The sequence below is a fragment of the Terrirubrum flagellatum genome, from assembly GCF_022059845.1.
GTDB classification, from domain to species: Bacteria; Pseudomonadota; Alphaproteobacteria; order Rhizobiales; family Beijerinckiaceae; genus Terrirubrum; species Terrirubrum flagellatum.
In genome coordinates this window covers 115,355-130,477 of record NZ_CP091852.1, presented here as the reverse complement: position 1 = coordinate 130,477, position 15,123 = coordinate 115,355, and the positions used below count along the sequence as shown (strand labels likewise).

14 protein-coding genes are annotated in these 15,123 nt (G+C 62.6%); 10 read left to right on the top strand and 4 right to left on the bottom strand.

All coding sequences use genetic code 11. The features are described 5' to 3' along the window. Positions 1–73 precede the first annotated feature (73 nt). Positions 74–1,381: an extracellular solute-binding protein gene (locus tag L8F45_RS27110; RefSeq protein ID WP_342363873.1), complete on the bottom strand. Its 1,308-nt coding sequence runs from the start codon at positions 1,379–1,381 to the stop codon at positions 74–76. A 420-nt stretch (positions 1,382–1,801) separates the two neighbouring features. Here L8F45_RS27110 and L8F45_RS27105 point away from each other — a divergent pair, with 420 nt between their 5' ends. From L8F45_RS27105 to L8F45_RS27065, 9 genes are all read left to right on the top strand, one after another. Beyond that, positions 1,802–2,704 carry a carbohydrate ABC transporter permease gene (locus L8F45_RS27105; protein ID WP_342363872.1) on the top strand — a complete coding sequence of 301 codons (903 nt, stop codon included), beginning with the start codon at positions 1,802–1,804 and terminating at the stop codon, positions 2,702–2,704. Then, a complete protein-coding gene (locus L8F45_RS27100) occupies positions 2,704–3,525 on the top strand; it encodes a carbohydrate ABC transporter permease (RefSeq protein ID WP_342363871.1) in 822 nt (273 codons plus the stop codon). The genes L8F45_RS27105 and L8F45_RS27100 overlap by 1 nt, the downstream gene beginning before the upstream one ends. Positions 3,526–3,566: 41 nt before the next feature. Further along, positions 3,567–4,853: an ABC transporter substrate-binding protein gene (locus L8F45_RS27095; RefSeq protein WP_342363870.1), complete on the top strand. Its 1,287-nt coding sequence runs from the start codon at positions 3,567–3,569 to the stop codon at positions 4,851–4,853. Positions 4,854–4,976: 123 nt separating this feature from the next. Continuing rightward, a complete protein-coding gene (locus L8F45_RS27090; protein WP_342363869.1) occupies positions 4,977–6,206 on the top strand; it encodes an ABC transporter substrate-binding protein in 1,230 nt (409 codons plus the stop codon). A 5-nt stretch (positions 6,207–6,211) separates the two neighbouring features. After that, positions 6,212–7,168: a carbohydrate ABC transporter permease gene (locus L8F45_RS27085; protein WP_342363963.1), complete on the top strand. Its 957-nt coding sequence runs from the start codon at positions 6,212–6,214 to the stop codon at positions 7,166–7,168. Beyond that, positions 7,165–8,010 (top strand): carbohydrate ABC transporter permease, encoded by an 846-nt coding sequence (locus tag L8F45_RS27080; RefSeq protein WP_342363868.1) that lies wholly within the window; start codon positions 7,165–7,167, stop codon positions 8,008–8,010. The genes L8F45_RS27085 and L8F45_RS27080 overlap by 4 nt, the downstream gene beginning before the upstream one ends. A 13-nt stretch (positions 8,011–8,023) precedes the next feature. After that, positions 8,024–9,268: a Tm-1-like ATP-binding domain-containing protein gene (locus L8F45_RS27075; RefSeq protein WP_342363867.1), complete on the top strand. Its 1,245-nt coding sequence runs from the start codon at positions 8,024–8,026 to the stop codon at positions 9,266–9,268. After that, on the top strand, positions 9,258–10,094 hold the full coding sequence (locus L8F45_RS27070; RefSeq protein ID WP_342363866.1) for a phosphoenolpyruvate hydrolase family protein: 837 nt from the start codon (positions 9,258–9,260) through the stop codon (positions 10,092–10,094). Before L8F45_RS27075 ends, L8F45_RS27070 begins: the two co-directional genes overlap by 11 nt. A 22-nt stretch (positions 10,095–10,116) precedes the next feature. Then, positions 10,117–10,560: an SRPBCC family protein gene (locus L8F45_RS27065; RefSeq protein WP_342363865.1), complete on the top strand. Its 444-nt coding sequence runs from the start codon at positions 10,117–10,119 to the stop codon at positions 10,558–10,560. Positions 10,561–10,602: 42 nt separating this feature from the next. Here the strand turns inward: L8F45_RS27065 and L8F45_RS27060 are convergent, their stop codons facing one another. The 3 genes from L8F45_RS27060 to L8F45_RS27050 are packed head-to-tail and all read right to left on the bottom strand — an operon-like array spanning position 10,603 to position 14,182. Next, positions 10,603–12,453 (bottom strand): phosphoenolpyruvate hydrolase family protein, encoded by a 1,851-nt coding sequence (locus L8F45_RS27060; protein ID WP_342363864.1) that lies wholly within the window; start codon positions 12,451–12,453, stop codon positions 10,603–10,605. Between the two features lie 16 nt (positions 12,454–12,469). Continuing rightward, complete coding sequence (locus L8F45_RS27055; protein ID WP_342363863.1) at positions 12,470–13,540, bottom strand: Gfo/Idh/MocA family protein; 1,071 nt, start codon at positions 13,538–13,540, stop codon at positions 12,470–12,472. Between the two features lie 3 nt (positions 13,541–13,543). Beyond that, positions 13,544–14,182: a cupin domain-containing protein gene (locus L8F45_RS27050; RefSeq protein WP_342363862.1), complete on the bottom strand. Its 639-nt coding sequence runs from the start codon at positions 14,180–14,182 to the stop codon at positions 13,544–13,546. Between the two features lie 225 nt (positions 14,183–14,407). Here L8F45_RS27050 and L8F45_RS27045 point away from each other — a divergent pair, with 225 nt between their 5' ends. After that, positions 14,408–14,965 (top strand): hypothetical protein, encoded by a 558-nt coding sequence (locus L8F45_RS27045; RefSeq protein ID WP_342363861.1) that lies wholly within the window; start codon positions 14,408–14,410, stop codon positions 14,963–14,965. Positions 14,966–15,123 lie beyond the last annotated feature (158 nt).

Here is a 15,123-nt window from a genome sequence, read left to right as displayed (position 1 = left end):
GCTGCGACTTGCGGAGATCGCGGGTCGCGGCTCTTCTACGTGATCTGATCGGCAGCGCCCTGATGCGCTGACTCTATCCCTTGAGATAGCCGCGCCGGCGCATGAAGGTCGCGACGTTGGTCTGCATGTCGTTCGCCGCCTGCTCCGGCGTCTTTGTGGCGGCGCAAGCCGCATTCACCTGATCATAGATGATAATGTTGAGCTGTTCGGCTTCCTTGATCGGCGGATAGGTCGCGACCTCGCCCTGCATGCCCTGCAGCACCGCGGGAACTCCAGGATATTTCGCGACGACTTCCGGATCGGTGAAAGTCGAAGTGCGGCAGGGCGAGCCGCTGACAAGCGCGATCTGCCGCGCGATCTCGGCGCATGTCAGCCATCCCACAAACAATTTCGCGACTTCGACATTGCGGCCCTTCGAATTGACGCCAAGGCCCCAGCCGCCCAGCAGCACCGCTTCCGGCGTCGGCGAGAATCCGACCGTCGACGCGACTGCCGATTTCGCGGGATCGAACAGGGTGCTGAGACCGCCGGCCCACATGAAGCCCTGCGCCGCCTGGCCGCTGGCGAGGCTGTTGATCATCTCCGGGAAATCCCATGTCAGATTGCCCGGAGGGCTGATCTTGCCAAGACGTTCGGCCATGAAGCGCGTCGCTTTGATCCCGGCCTCGCTATTGAAGGTCGGCGCGCCCTCGGCGTCGAAATAGCTGCCGCCGAAGCTGTGGAACAAGGTGATCCAGACGCAGGCCGTCTGGATGCTCTTGCCTGCCGGCATGTTGAAGCCATAGCGCTGGCCGCCGACAAGCTTGCCGCCGTTCTGGTAAACATCCTCCCATGTTTTCGGCGTCGACTCCGGCAGACCTGCCTCTCCGAGCGCCTTCTTGTTCCAGATCAGCAGCGAAGCGTCGCCGAGCAGCGGCATGGTCACCATCTTGTCGCCGACATGTGAGTAAGCCTCAAGCGCGCGCCGCGGATAATCGGACAGGTTGAGCGGCGGCAGGCCCTTTATTTCCTGATCGATCTTCGAGAGATCGGCGAAATAGGGCGCGACCTCTTCCTTCCACTGATAGGCCGTGATCGAGACGTCGAAACTATTGGTGTTGCTCGTCGCATCCAGGATCATCTTCTGATAGCGATCCGCCTGTTGCAGCACGACGAATTTCAGTTCGATTCCCGTCGCTTCGGTGAAGCGATTGCAATAGGCTGTGATCTGCGCGTAAGCCGGCGTCGACCCCCAGGTGATGTTCAGCGATCGCCCTGCATAGGTTCGCGGCAGCGCGCGCGTGACATCGTCAGCCGCAGCGTTGGCGATTTTCGATGACAGAAGACCTGCCGCGCCAAGCGCAGCCGTTTGCGTGAATCTGCGACGCGTGAATCCGCCCATGTTGTCCTCCCTAGCCAGTCTGGTTCTCCGCCGGCTTGGTCGAAGCGTGAGGCCGTCGTCATTTCGCGGCAACGGCGGCCAATCGCGGGATTGGGTAATCCGGAGTAAGCGCGCGTGAGATGCTTGGAAGCCTCTCTTGGCGAACGGCGCGTGCGCCACATTTCTCAACTTTACCCATTTCGCAAGCGCCGCCCGCTGTTCCTCGTTTCCGCCGACCCATAGTTTCGCGCGACATCGCCCGGCGAGAGAAGGCGATCATGCAGTGGGGAGAAGAATGCGGTCTCGTCTTTTGTCCGCGATCGGGTTGATGCGCGCATGCATGCATCTCGATCGCAAGAGCGCGTCAGTCCCCGCATCCATTCTCTGAACGCCAATGATCGCCCAACAGGCGCGAGGCGGCCTCATGCTGCAACCGGGACCATGAGCAGCGCCGCCTCCCTTAATCCGCGGGACCGCAGCAGGCGCGTCGCGCTGCTGTTCCTGTTGCCGGCGGCGATGGTTCTCGCGCTGATTTATCTCGGCCCGATGCTGTTCGCCCTGAAAGCAAGCTTCACCGCCTGGGTCATGACCAGCCCCGGCAGCGAGGACATCTATATCGGCGGCGAGAACTACACCGATATTCTTGCAAGCCGCGAATTCTGGTCGGCGGTCCGTGTCACCGTCATCTATGCTCTGTCCTCGATCGTCTGCGGCCTCACGCTCGGCACGACTTTCGCGCTTCTGCTCGACGCCGAATTTCATTTCCGCTCTTTCTTCCGGTCAATCATGATCATTCCGATGGTCATCACGCCATCCGTGATCGGCATCTTCTGGAAGCTGCTCTATGAAGAAGACAGCGGCGTTTTCAACGCCGTCCTGACCTCGCTCAATCTGCCAAAAGTCTCCTGGCTCAATCTCGACATGGCGCTGCCGTCGATCGTGGCCATGGATGTCTGGCAGACGACGCCCTTTTTTATGCTCGTGATTTTCGCCGGCCTGCAGGCGATGGATCGCAGCATGGTCGACGCCGCAAAGGTCGATGGCGCGACGGCGACGCAGCTTTTTCGCTACATCACCCTGCCCCATCTTGTTCCCTATATGCTCATCGCCACATCGTTCCGCGCCATCGCGGCGATGGGCGACTTCGACAAGATCTGGCTGCTGACCGGCGGCGGTCCCGGCGCCCGCACTACGACAATCACGATTTTCGCTTACAAGACGGGCTTTTCCGCGTTCGACATAGGCCGCACGACGGCGATCGCCTGGATCTTCGTCGTGATCGTCCTCGTCGCGAGCTCCCCTCTGCTCTATCGCCTCTTCAAGAACGCCATGGCGGAGCGCTGATGCAAACCGGCGGTCCCTCCATGCGCAAAATGGCGTTCACGCTGCTGTGGATCGTGATCGCGCTTCTCTATCTCTTTCCCTACACCTGGATGGTGCTGACGGCGTTCCGCAATCCGATCGACACGCTGGCGAAGAAATTCATCTTTGCGCCGACGCTCGATGGCTTCCGCACCATCTTCATCGAAAGCCAGTTCCAGAAATATCTCATCAACAGCATCTTGACCGCCACGCCGACAACGGTCCTCGTCGTCTGTCTCGCCGCGCCGGCGGCCTATTCCCTGGCGATGCTGAACAAACGAAGTCGCGTCTTTCTCGCATCGGTGTTGATCGCGCGCATGGTTCCCGGCGTCGCGATCCTGATCCCCCTCTATCTCGCCGCCGCGAAGGCGGGACTGCTTGATCGACGCACGACTTTGGTCATCGTCTACAGCGCATTCAATCTTCCCTTCGCCGTTTGGCTGCTGCGCGGCTTCTTTCGCGAGATTCCTGCAGAGTTGCGCGAAGCGGCGATCGTCGACGGCTGCTCGGAATGGCAGGTCTTCGCGAGAGTCGTCCTGCCACTTGTGACGGGCGGCCTCGTCGCGACAAGCGTGTTCGTGTTCATCGGAGCGTGGAACGAGTTCCTGTTCGCGCTGGCGCTGACGCAATCCGACGCGGCGACGTCGCCGCTCGCCGTCATCGGTTTCCGCAATGAATATGGCGTGCAGTGGGGCGCTATCGGTGCCGCCGCAGTGATGATTTCAACGCCCGTCGTGGCGTTCGCCGTGATCATGCAGAAATATCTGGTGCGCGGCCTGACCATGGGCGCCGTGAAGGGATAGCGAACAACATCAGGATGAATTGAAAACAAGGGAGGATTGCCATGATTGATGTCAACAGGCGGAAATTGGCTCTCAGCGGCGTCGCCGCAGGCCTTGTCAGCGGAATGGCATCGCTTCGCGCGCAGGAATTGCCAAAGACCTATTCAGGCATGACGCTCAATGTCATGTCACGCACCAGCCCGCCTTTCGATTCCACCGTGCAGCTCGGCGATGAGTTCACACAGGCGACAGGCATCAAGCTCAATGTGACCCGCGTGGCGCCAAGCGATCACTACGCCAAACTGATGCTGGACTGGACGAGCGGCACCAACGCTTACGACGTCAGCCTGTTCGTCTATCAATGGAAGAGCGATCTTGCTCCGTTGCTTGCCGATCTGACATCGCTCGAAAAGGATGTGAAGGGCGCGCCCGCGCTCGACCTCGATGATTACGCGCCGAAAGTGCTCGACGTCTATGGCAAGAGCGAAGGCAAGCTCGTCGGCTTGCCGATCCTCGGCGATGTCGCCTTCATGCTCTACAACAAGGCGATCTATGCCGCCAAAGGACTCGATCCCGAGAAGGGCCCTTCAAGTTGGGACGATATCGTCGCGCGCGGCAAGCAGACGGCTGGCGACGGCGTCTATGGCTACGCGCTGCCCGCAGGCAAGACGCCGCAATGCTATGTGATGTGGTCGCTTTTGCATCATGCGTTTGGCGCGAAATTCTTCGATGCGAACGGCGTTCCCGATCTCGCCGGCGACGCAAGCCTGAAGGCCATCAAATTCATGGCCGAGCAGTTGCAACCGATCAGCCCGCCCGGAAATCTCACCTGGGACTATAACGAGGTGTTGAACAGCTTCCAGACCGGCAAGGCCGCGCATGCAGTGATGTGGGCCGGCGGCCTCGGCGCTCTCTCTGATCCCGCGAAATCCGCCGTCGCCGGCAAATTCGACGCGATCACGCCGCCGAGCGGATCGCTGCTGGGCGGAACCTCGATCGGCGTTAACGCCAAGGCGCGCAATCCGGAGGCGGCGCGTCTATATGTGGCCTGGCTGACCTCAAAGGAGGTCGTGCGGCGCACCGCTGCAGTCGGCACGTCGCCGGCGCGTCTGTCGGTGCTGCAGGACGCGGCGCTCGGCGCGAAATACCCGCATTATCCAGCGCTGCGAACAGCGTTCTCCGGCGAGACCTTCGGCTACATCCCGGTCAAGGAGGCCGAGCAGATCCTGCTGATGATCGCGGACGAGGCCAACGCCGCCTGCGCAAGGACGAAGACGGCCGAGCAGGCGGCGACCGATCTTCAGGCGAAAGCCGTGCAGTTCATGCGGCGGCGCGGCTACCTGAAATAGGCCGTCGCTCCTTACCCATAATTGCCCATTTCGGAGGACGGCGTGCGTTGCCCGGCCGGCGCGGGCGCCGCCATCCTGTCGCCGCCGGGGCCGGAGAGCGTCGGCACAAACAGGGAGGAACACATGTGGAAGCGGTTTTCCGTCGCTCTTGCGACCGCATCCATTTTCGCGGCCGGAGCGGCGTTGGCGCAGACCAAGACGGTTACGCTCTGGCATGTCTTCAATCTCGAAACCGACATGATCTATGGCGGCATCGAAGCTTTCAACGCGTCGCAGAAGGAATATCGCATCGAGCCGCGGCTGGTGCCGGCGACGCAGATTGTCACGGAACTGATCAAGGCCACCGCGACCGGCTCCGTGCCTGATCTCGCCACGCTCGATAATCCCGTCGTCGCGAGCTTTTCGGGCCAGGGCACGCTCACCGATCTGACCGATCTCGTCGCGAAGTCGCAGGTCGTTCGGCCCGACATCTATTTCCAGGGGCCTTGGGCCTCCGCGCAATGGAAGGGCCGCACCTTCGGCGTGCCGCGCGACGCCAACACACTGGCGCTCTACTACAACGCCGACATGTTCCGCGCGAAAGGCCTCGATCCGGACAAGCCGCCGAAGACCTGGAGCGAATTGCGCGCCGCGGCAGAGAAGCTCCGCGACCCCGCGAAGAATGTCTATGGCTTCGGCTTCTGCGCGATGCAGGCCGAAGAGGGCGTGTTTCAGTTCCTGCCTTTCCTGACACAGGCCGGCGGCTCAATCGACAAGCTCGATCAGCCGGAAGCAACGGCGGCGCTCGAATTCCTCTCCGCCATGGTGAAGGACGGACTCGCTTCGAAAGACGTGATCAATCAGCGGCAATATGAGGTGATCAACACTTTCATGGCCGGCAACACGGCCATGGCGCTTGGCGGCCCATGGGAATTGCCGCGCATGGAGAAGGAAGCCAAGTTCGACTGGCGCCTGACCCTGCTGCCGGTGAAAGACGACAAGAAAGTCGCCGCGTCCGCGCTCGGCGGTTATGTCTTCGTCGCACCAAAGGGCGCGAAGCAGGTGGAAGGCGCGTTCCGTTTCATCGAGTTCATGTCGAACCCGAAGATCCTGAACGAAGGCTGGAAGTCAGGCCGGCTGGCGCCGCGCACCGACGTCAAGGTCGACAATCCGCTGTGGCCGCAAGCCTACGGCATTTATCTCGAGCAGATGAAGTCGGCCAAGGCGCGCGGGCCGCATCCGCAATGGCCTGACATCTCGAAGGCGATGCAGACCGCGATGCAGGAGGCGATCACCAACGCCAAGCCTGCGCAGCAGGCGATGCAGGAAGCGGCGCGCAAGATTCAGCCTATCCTCGCGAAGACGCCGCTTTGACGACCGTGAAGACCCTTGCGAACCTGCCGGCTCCGCGCATCGCGGGGCCGGCGCAAGCCGGATTTCTCAAGTTCGGCGTGCCCAGAATGCGTTCGCCGCTTCTCTATGTGTTCCTGATCGTTCCTGTCGGCTACCTCATCGCGCTTGTTGGCTTCCCGGTCGGCTACAATCTGCTGATGAGCGTGCAGGAGGTGAATCTCGGCAACATTGTCACGCTCGCCAGGCCTTTCGTGGGGCTCGACAATTACCGCGCCGTTCTCGCCGATCCGTCATTCCAGAAGGTCTTCGTCAATTCGCTGCTATTCGTTGGCGTCAATGTCATCGCCCAGATCGGAATCGGCCTTGCCGTCGCGCTCTTTTTCGCGCGCGGCTTTCCCGGCGCGCAATTGCTGCGTGGCCTGCTCCTCGCCGCGTGGATGCTGCCGGCGCTTGTGGTCGGGGCATTGTGGAAATGGATTTTCGCGACGGAGTACGGCCTCGCCAATGCGGCGCTCTCAAAGCTCGGCCTGATTGGCGCGCCGATCCACTGGCTCTCCGACCCCGCCGTCGCACTCACATCAGTGACCATCGCCAATATCTGGTTCGGCATGCCGTTCAGCATGATCCTGATCGCGGCCGCGCTGATGAGCATTCCGAAAGAGCTTTATGAGGCCGCGTCGCTCGACGGCGCCGGCTCGTTCGCGCGCTTCCGCTATATCACGCTGCCGGGATTGCAGGCGACCCTGTTCGCCGTCGCCTGCCTCGTCACGATCTACACGATGCGCGCGTTCGACCTGATCTTTGCGATGACGCAAGGTGGACCGCTCGACGCCAGCAATGTCCTGCCGCTCCTCTCCTATCAATTCTCGTTCCAGCAATTCAAGTTCGATATCGGCTCGGCGATCGGCTCCTTTTCCTTCGTGATCGTCTTCGTCGTCGCGCTGATCTATGTGCGCACGCTGAAGAAGGAAGCCATCGCATGACGGCGGCTTCTCTCGGCTTTGCGCCTGTCCGGCGCGACTATATCTACACCGTGATCGGCGTTGCGGGCGTCGCGCTCTATCTCTTTCCGATCTACTGGATGTTCGCATCGAGCCTGAAGAACTCGGCCGAGATCTTCGCCAACCCGCCGACGCTCATTCCCGCCAATCCGACGCTCGACGCCTTCCGCCACGTCTTCCAGCGCGAGAACGTGCTGCGCTATCTCCGCAACAGCGTGACGATCGCCGGGCCGGTGACGCTGCTCACCCTCGCGCTCGGCGCGATGGGCGGCTACGCCATGAGCCGTCTACGCACGCGCATCGTCGACGTCGCGGTGATGATCGTCCTCTTGCTTCAGGTCTTTCCGGAAGCGCTGCTGGCGACGCCGATGTTCATCATCTTCCGGACGCTCGACATCCTCAACACCTTCGGCGCCGTCATTCTCGCCACGACCTCGAAGACCCTTGCTTTCGCGCTGATCGTCCTGCGCCCACTATTCCGGCAGGTGCCGATCGAGCTGGAAGAAGCGTCGCGCGTGGATGGCTGCAACGCCTGGCAGACCTTCTGGCGCATCGTGCTGCCGCTGATGCGCACACCATTGATCGTCGTCGGCGCGCTCGCCTTCGTACAGGCCTATGGCCAGTTCGTCTATGCGCTCACGCTGATGAGCGAGCAGGAGCTCCAACCCGCCACAGTCGGCATCTACAGCTTCGTCGGCGCCGAATACGCCGACTGGCATCGTGTGATGGCGTTCTCCTCCGTCTTCGTCCTCCCGGTCATCGCAGTCTTCCTGCTTATGCAGCGGAAGATCGTCTCCGGCCTGACCGCGGGCGCGCTGAAATGAAGGGAGGCAGACCATGACGAGCACCGGCGCGGCGCCTCAAGCGGTCTATGTCGTCGGCACGATCGACACCAAGGGCGCGGAGCTCGCCTTTGTCCGCGACCTCATCCGCGGCGAAGGACTTGACGCCCTCGTCGTCGATCTCTCGACGCAACCACACCACGGACAGGCCGACATCGCAGCCGAAGAGATCGCAGCGCATCATCCCGATGGCGCCAAGGCGGTCTTCACCGGCGATCGCGGAACCGCTGTCGCCGCCATGGCGCAGGCGTTCGCACGATTCATGGCGAGCCGGCGCGACGTCGCCGGCGCGATCGGGCTTGGAGGTTCGGGCGGCGCCGCGCTCATTGCGCCCGGCTTCCGTGAATTGCCGATCGGCGTTCCCAAGCTGATGGTCTCGACGGTCGCGTCGGGACAGGTCTCCGGCTATGTCGGGCCGAGCGACATCGCGATGATGTATTCCGTCACCGATCTCGCCGGCCTCAATCGCATCTCGCGAATTGTGCTCGGCAACGCCGCGCGCGCCATCGCCGGCATGGCGAAAGCTCCGCGCCAAAAGCTTCCGGATGTCGCGGCGACGGACAAGCCGGCGCTTGGACTCACCATGTTCGGCGTCACCACGGCGTGTGTGAACGCGGTCACGGCGAAGCTGTCGGGCGACTATGACTGTCTCGTGTTCCACGCAACGGGGACCGGCGGCAAGTCGATGGAGAAGCTCGCCGATTCCGGCCTCCTTGCAGCCGTCGCCGACATCACCACCACCGAAGTCTGCGATCATCTCATGGGTGGGATCTTTCCCTGCACTGAGGATCGCCTCGGCGCGATTGCGCGCACAAGGCTGCCCTATGTCGGCTCCTGCGGCGCGCTCGACATGGTCAATTTCGGTCCGCCTGACAGCGTGCCCGCGCATTATCGGGATCGTCTATTCTACAGCCACAACCCGCAGGTGACGCTGATGCGCACCACGCCCGAAGAGAACAGCCGCATGGGCGAATGGATCGGCGAACGTCTGAATCGTTGCGACGGGCCAGTCCGCTTTCTCATCCCGGAGAAAGGCGTGTCGATGATCGATGCTCCCGGCCAGGCTTTCCACGATCCCGCCGCCGACGCCGCTCTATTCGAAGCATTGGAGCGCACGATCGTCCAGACGCGCGATCGCCAACTCGTGCGGCTGCCCTTCGCCATCAACGACGCGGGCTTCGCCGACGCCGTCGTCGATCATGTCAAAGATGTTGTCCGGAGCGCCGCCCATGGCCGTTGATCGAAAGATCCTGCTCGACCGCTTTCGCGAGATGATCCGACGCGGCGAGCCTATCATCGGCGGCGGCGCGGGCACGGGTCTCTCGGCGAAATGCGAAGAGGCCGGAGGCATCGACCTCATCGTCATCTATAATTCCGGCCGCTATCGCATGGCCGGCCGCGGATCGCTCGCGGGCGTTCTCGCCTATGGCAACGCCAACGACGTCGTGCTCGAAATGGCGCGCGAGGTGCTGCCCGTCGTGCGCCACACGCCGGTGCTCGCCGGCGTGAACGGCACCGATCCGTTCTGCCATTTCGACAGTTTCCTCGATCATCTCAAGGCGATCGGCTTTTCCGGCGTGCAGAATTTCCCGACCGTCGGCCTCATCGACGGCGTGTTCCGCGCCAATCTCGAGGAAACCGGCATGGGATATGTGCTGGAGGTCGATTTGATCAGGCTCGCCTCGGCCAAGAATATGCTGACGACGCCTTACGCATTCAACGAGAACGAGGCGCGCCTGATGACCGAAGCCGGCGCGGACATCGTCGTCGCCCATATGGGTCTCACCACAGGCGGCGCTATCGGCGCGGAAACGGCGGCTTCGCTTGGCGATTGCGTCGACCGCGTCGCCGCCATCGCGAAAGCGGCGAGATCGGCGCGCGACGACGTCATCATCCTTTGTCACGGCGGACCTATCGCGACGCCTGACGACGCAACATTCATTCTTGATCGTTGCCGCGATTGCCATGGATTCTATGGCGCAAGCAGCATGGAGCGGCTGCCGTCGGAAATCGCGCTGACGGATCAGACACGCAGTTTCAAGACCATCAGGCGGCGCGTCGCCTGAACAAACAAAGGGAGAGACATCCATGGCGAAGGTCTATGTCAGCGGCGTCATCGACGCGCCGGTCGATCGGGTCTGGGACTATGCGCGTGATTTCAACGGCCATGGCGAGTGGCACCCGCTCATCGCCAAAAGCGAAGTCGAGGAGGGAAAGCCGAGCGATCAGGTGGGTTGCGTCCGCAATTTCACGCTGACCAATGGCGGCCATCTCCGTGAGCGCCTCTTGGCATTCAGCGATCAGGAACGCTGGTTCACCTACAACATCATCGTGTCGCCGATGCCGATCGAGAATTACGTCGCGACCTTTGCGGTGAAGCCTGTCACGGAAGGAAACAGGACCTTCGTCGAGTGGCATGCGACATTCGATGTCGGCAAGCAGGACGAAGCGCAGATCAAGCAACAGGTTGGCCGCGACACCTTCGCCGCCGGGATCATCGCGCTGGAAAAGGCGATCAAGGCGCGGTCATAGCTTTCACCCGCCGTCTTGCGAGACTGCAAGACGACAGAGCGATCAGGATTTCTCTATGTTGCGCGCGCGGGGCCGGCTGGCGCGCTCGCGCGCGCCCTGACCAGCGGACAACAAGCCGTAGGCCTGCATCTTGTTGTACAAAGTCTTGCGAGAGATGCCGAGATAGGCTGCGGCGCGCCCGCGCCGGAACCTGTTCTCCTTCAAGCCGTGTAGAATCCAGTCGATCTCGCTTTTGAAATGGTCGGGAGCCGCGCGCTCCGCCGTCAGCGGCGGAAGGTGCTTTTCGGTCACGACATCGCCTGGGCAGCCGAGCACCGCGCGCTCCAGCACCGTCGCGAGCTCGCGCAGGTTCCCCGGCCAGCCATGATCCGCCAGCATGCGGAACGCGGAAGGGTCGAGGCTCTTGCGTCGACTGTTCAACCGCCGCTCGATTTGCCTCAATGTCTCGTCGATCAGCGTCGGCAGATCGTCGAGCCGTTCGCGCAGAGGCGGCAGCTTGATCGTGAAGCAGCCAAGCCATTCCGCAAACCGCGAATCGATCTTCGATGGCGCCGCATCCCGGAGATCTCGCTCCGCCACGCCGAGGAATCTGACATTCAACACATTCGATGTTTCGCCGCCTTGCCGCCAGAAACGGCCGCTCTCGACCGCCTCGATCAGCGCGCGCTGCACGTCGAGCGGCAACTCGTCGACTTCGTCAAGGAGAAGCGAGGAGGCGTGCGCGATCTCCAGCCATCCCAGCCGATTTTTGACGATGCCCGGATGCGCGCCGACCATGCCGCCGAAGAGATCGAGCTTGAGACGCTCTGCGCTCTGGTTCGCGCATTGCAGGACGACGAGATCGCGCGACTTGCGCGCGCTCGACTGGTGAAGCGCGCGCGCCACATCGCGACGGCCCGATCCGGTCTCGCCGACGACCATCACGGGATAATCGGTGTGCGCAAGCCGCGCGAACATGACGCGCGCATTCTCGGCGGCGCGTGAATGCCCCCACAGCGCCAGCGGAAAACGGCGCCGGTCCAGTCGGTTCTCCAGCCCTTCGACCGTCTGCCTGAGAACGCCGATCGCCTTGAAAGCGGCGGTCACGACCTCGATCGCGGCCTCGGATGGGAAGCGATCGATGGTCGAACCGCCGACATAACCGTCGACCTCGGCGATCTGGCAGAATTCCTCGAGCTGTCGCGGACTGACGATCGGGCCGCCCTCGACGACGCAGGACGTCGATGGCGAGACGGCGCGAACCTGTTGCGCGATCCGGTTGACGATCAGCGCCGCGTCTTCGATCCGCAAATCGGAGCGCACGCCGGGCGCCGCGCCCATGTTCCAGCCCAGATCGATATTGATGAGATCGACGCCGCGACGTGCCGCCGCGACGGCCTCCTCCGCAGTCAACGTATAGGCAAGCGTCGCAAGGCCGCGCTCGCGGGCGAGCGCGAGCAGATCGAGCTCGCGGCTGAAGCCGAGACCATTCTGCTCCAGAAACACGCGATAGGCGCCGTCGACAAGCACGGTCGTCGGGAAATTGGCGACGCCGCCAAAGCCGGCCGCGGCGATACGATCCACCAGCCCGGCGAGATCGAGGCGCGGATTGAATGCTGCAGCGCCGAAGAAAACGGGAACAGTCGCCCGCGGCAAAATTTCGGTCGGCGCAAAACTCATCACGAAATCGTTGCTATCCCGCATGGGCAGCATCGCAGCGATCGAAGGCTCGCCGATGCAGCGCATGCGGCCAGCGCTCAGCGCGATCAGGAAATCAGCGCCGCCGCGCGTCGCGGACTGCGCCGCCATGCCCGTGCCGATCGCGGCGCCGACAAGAAACCGCCGCCGCGCCGGACGCGGCGCGGCGAGTTCTGCCCTCAACAACCGCAGGGCGTTCTGCAGAGCGTCCTCCATGGCCGCTCTCCAGTTCTCAGCCGAAGGAGCGGATATAGTCCTGCACGTTGACGGTCTCGCCGCTCCGCGCGCTCTTGATGCCGGCGAAGATCAGCGCCGAGGCGTGAACGTTCGCCGCAACGTTGGTCTCCATTTCCGGACCCCCGTCAAGCCACTTGCAGAACTTCTCGATCAGCCAGGTGTTCAGCCATTTGTCCTGGGTCAGGAGCTGGATCTTCTGTCCCTGGCCCTCGCGGCAGCGCTGGCGCTTCAGGTCGCTGCGGGAGAAAATCTCGATTTCGCGGTTGTTGAGAATCGCGCTCCCGAACTCGCAATCGACCCTGATATATTCCTTCGTCCAGTCATTCAGACCGACCGCGGCAGACGACGATCCTTCATAGACGCCGCGCACGCCGTTGAGGAATTTCATCAGCACGACGCCGTCCGTGTCGCCGGCATATTCGGCCCAGTCGGGCTTCCAGGTGGTCGCGGTCAATGTCTCGCATTCGTCGCCGGCGAGATCAGCGACCAGATCGAGGTGATGCACGGCGCCTTCGATCATCAGCGGATCCTGCATCGTGTGCCGGAACAGCGCGCCCCAGCCCATATGTTCGCGCATATCAGCGAAGTAGCGGCAACTGATATTGTTGACGCGCCCAAGCTGGCCTGACCGGATGATCTGGCGCAGCGTCGTCTTGTCCTGATCGAAGCGGTGGCTCATCGTCACCGCCATTTTGCGGCCGGCCGCCTTGACCTTCCGCGCGATGCGGGCGGACGCCTCCATCGTATCGGCTATCGGCTTCTCCGACAGAATGTCGAGCCCGAATTCGAGCGCGAGATCGACGATCGCTTCGTGATGGTTCGGCGGCACGACAACGGTGCAGAAATCCGCTTCCTTCGCATGCGCGGCGAAAGCTGCGCGCGGATCGGTGTAGGCCCGTTCCGCCGGCAGATTGAGCGCCTTGCGGCCGATCTCGACGCGGACGGGGTCAACATCGACAACGGCGATAACTTCCGCGGTCTTGTCCGCGAGGTTCGGCTGCAGCCACATCGAGCACCAGCGCGCGCCGAACAGCCCGACGCCGACATGAATGATCTTCTTCGTCATGGATCAGACTCTTTCGGGATGGGGCCGCGCCGGCCCATGCGTATGGTTCCAGAGATGGCCGATGCGCTTGTCGCGCTCCAGCGTCGTTTCGAAGAAGACCGCCTTCACCGGCTCCGGCGCGAGCGGCATGTCGTGATGATGGCCCATGCCGATGCTGACACAATCGCCCGGGCGCATGTCCATCGACGCGTCGCCGACGACGACGGTCGCGCGCCCTTCGAGGATGATCCAATATTCGTCGCAGTCGTGATAATGAGAATCGACCCGCGTCTTCTTGGGGTAGCTCACGGGATCACCGGTGTTTGTTGCGTTCTCGTCATTCGCGACGCGGAAGACTCCGCAGCCGGAAATGTCGTCGCCCCAATCGCCTGCAAGCACGACGAGCTGCGCTGTCGGCGAACAGGCGCGAGCGCGCCATTCCTGCGATCCGCCGAGCAGATGCAGATCGAGAAATTGCGTCTCCTTCAGCACGGTCGATCCATCGCCATGGCGAAGCTGCACTGTTCCTCCCGTGCAAAGAGCGCGCGTCTTCGGTCGCTCGCAGCGCCGGACCGGTTCATCGCCCGGCTTGAGATCAAGAATCTCGAAGGCCTTCAATTCGCACCAGCCAGGCGGCGCTTCGTTCTGATGGAAAACGGACATGCGAACCTCTTCGGCCTGGGGATCGGCGATCCGGACGAGGTTCGGCCGCGACGATGCGCGAGCCCGACATCTCCTCCCGGAACGCCTTGATCGTCGGTCTGGCCGCCGACGCGACAGGTCAGTTATTTCGAATGCGCCGTGGGAGTGAAGTTGGCCCGCGGGGTAAATGGGGTAAAATCGGGAACCGCAGCGGATCCATCCGGCCCCGGGCTCACAGGAGCGAATATGTCGATCAAAGCCGTCGAGCGGCGGAAAAGCCGGGATCGCGTCCAGCGGGTTCACATCGTCGAACGACCGCCGCTCGTCACCGACGGCGGGGATGACGTTTACATAGTCTGTCCGTGGATGGAGGGGCTGGCCGAGGACAGCGGCCCCTGGCTCGCCGCTCTCGCCATCCATGATTGCAACGCATTCATTGATAGAGACTGGACGCTCAACGCGCCGCCGACTTTGCGCGCACGGTGCTATGTTGGCGTGTTCGCGCTCGATCGGCTGCGTTCGACCGATGGACTGCTGTCGCTGCTCGGCAAGCGCAGCGTCGAGCGGATCATCAATTTTCCCAGCGTGTCCTTCTTCGACAGCGCGATGGCGAAAACGCTGGGATCGCTGGGGCTCGACGTCGGCGCCGAGCGGGAATTCCTGGCGAAAGCGCAGGCCGCGGGATTTCACGTCGCGCTTTGCGAGCGCGAAGACGAAGTCCGACCGCGCGAGGACGGATTGCGACCGGATTTCCGGCTCACGCATCGCGGGCCGCCGCACCCATTCGCGCTGACAATTTGCTAGGTCGCGAACTCAAAGCCCGCCCGGCTGTTGGCCAGAGGCCGCAAATTCCATTGTAGAAAATGGCGAGGGCCGGCGGCGGCGTCCGCTCGTCTTGCGACAGCAAGTTCTCGGCGGGCGGACGGCGGACGCTATCTGGAACGAGGCGTGTAGCCGACAGC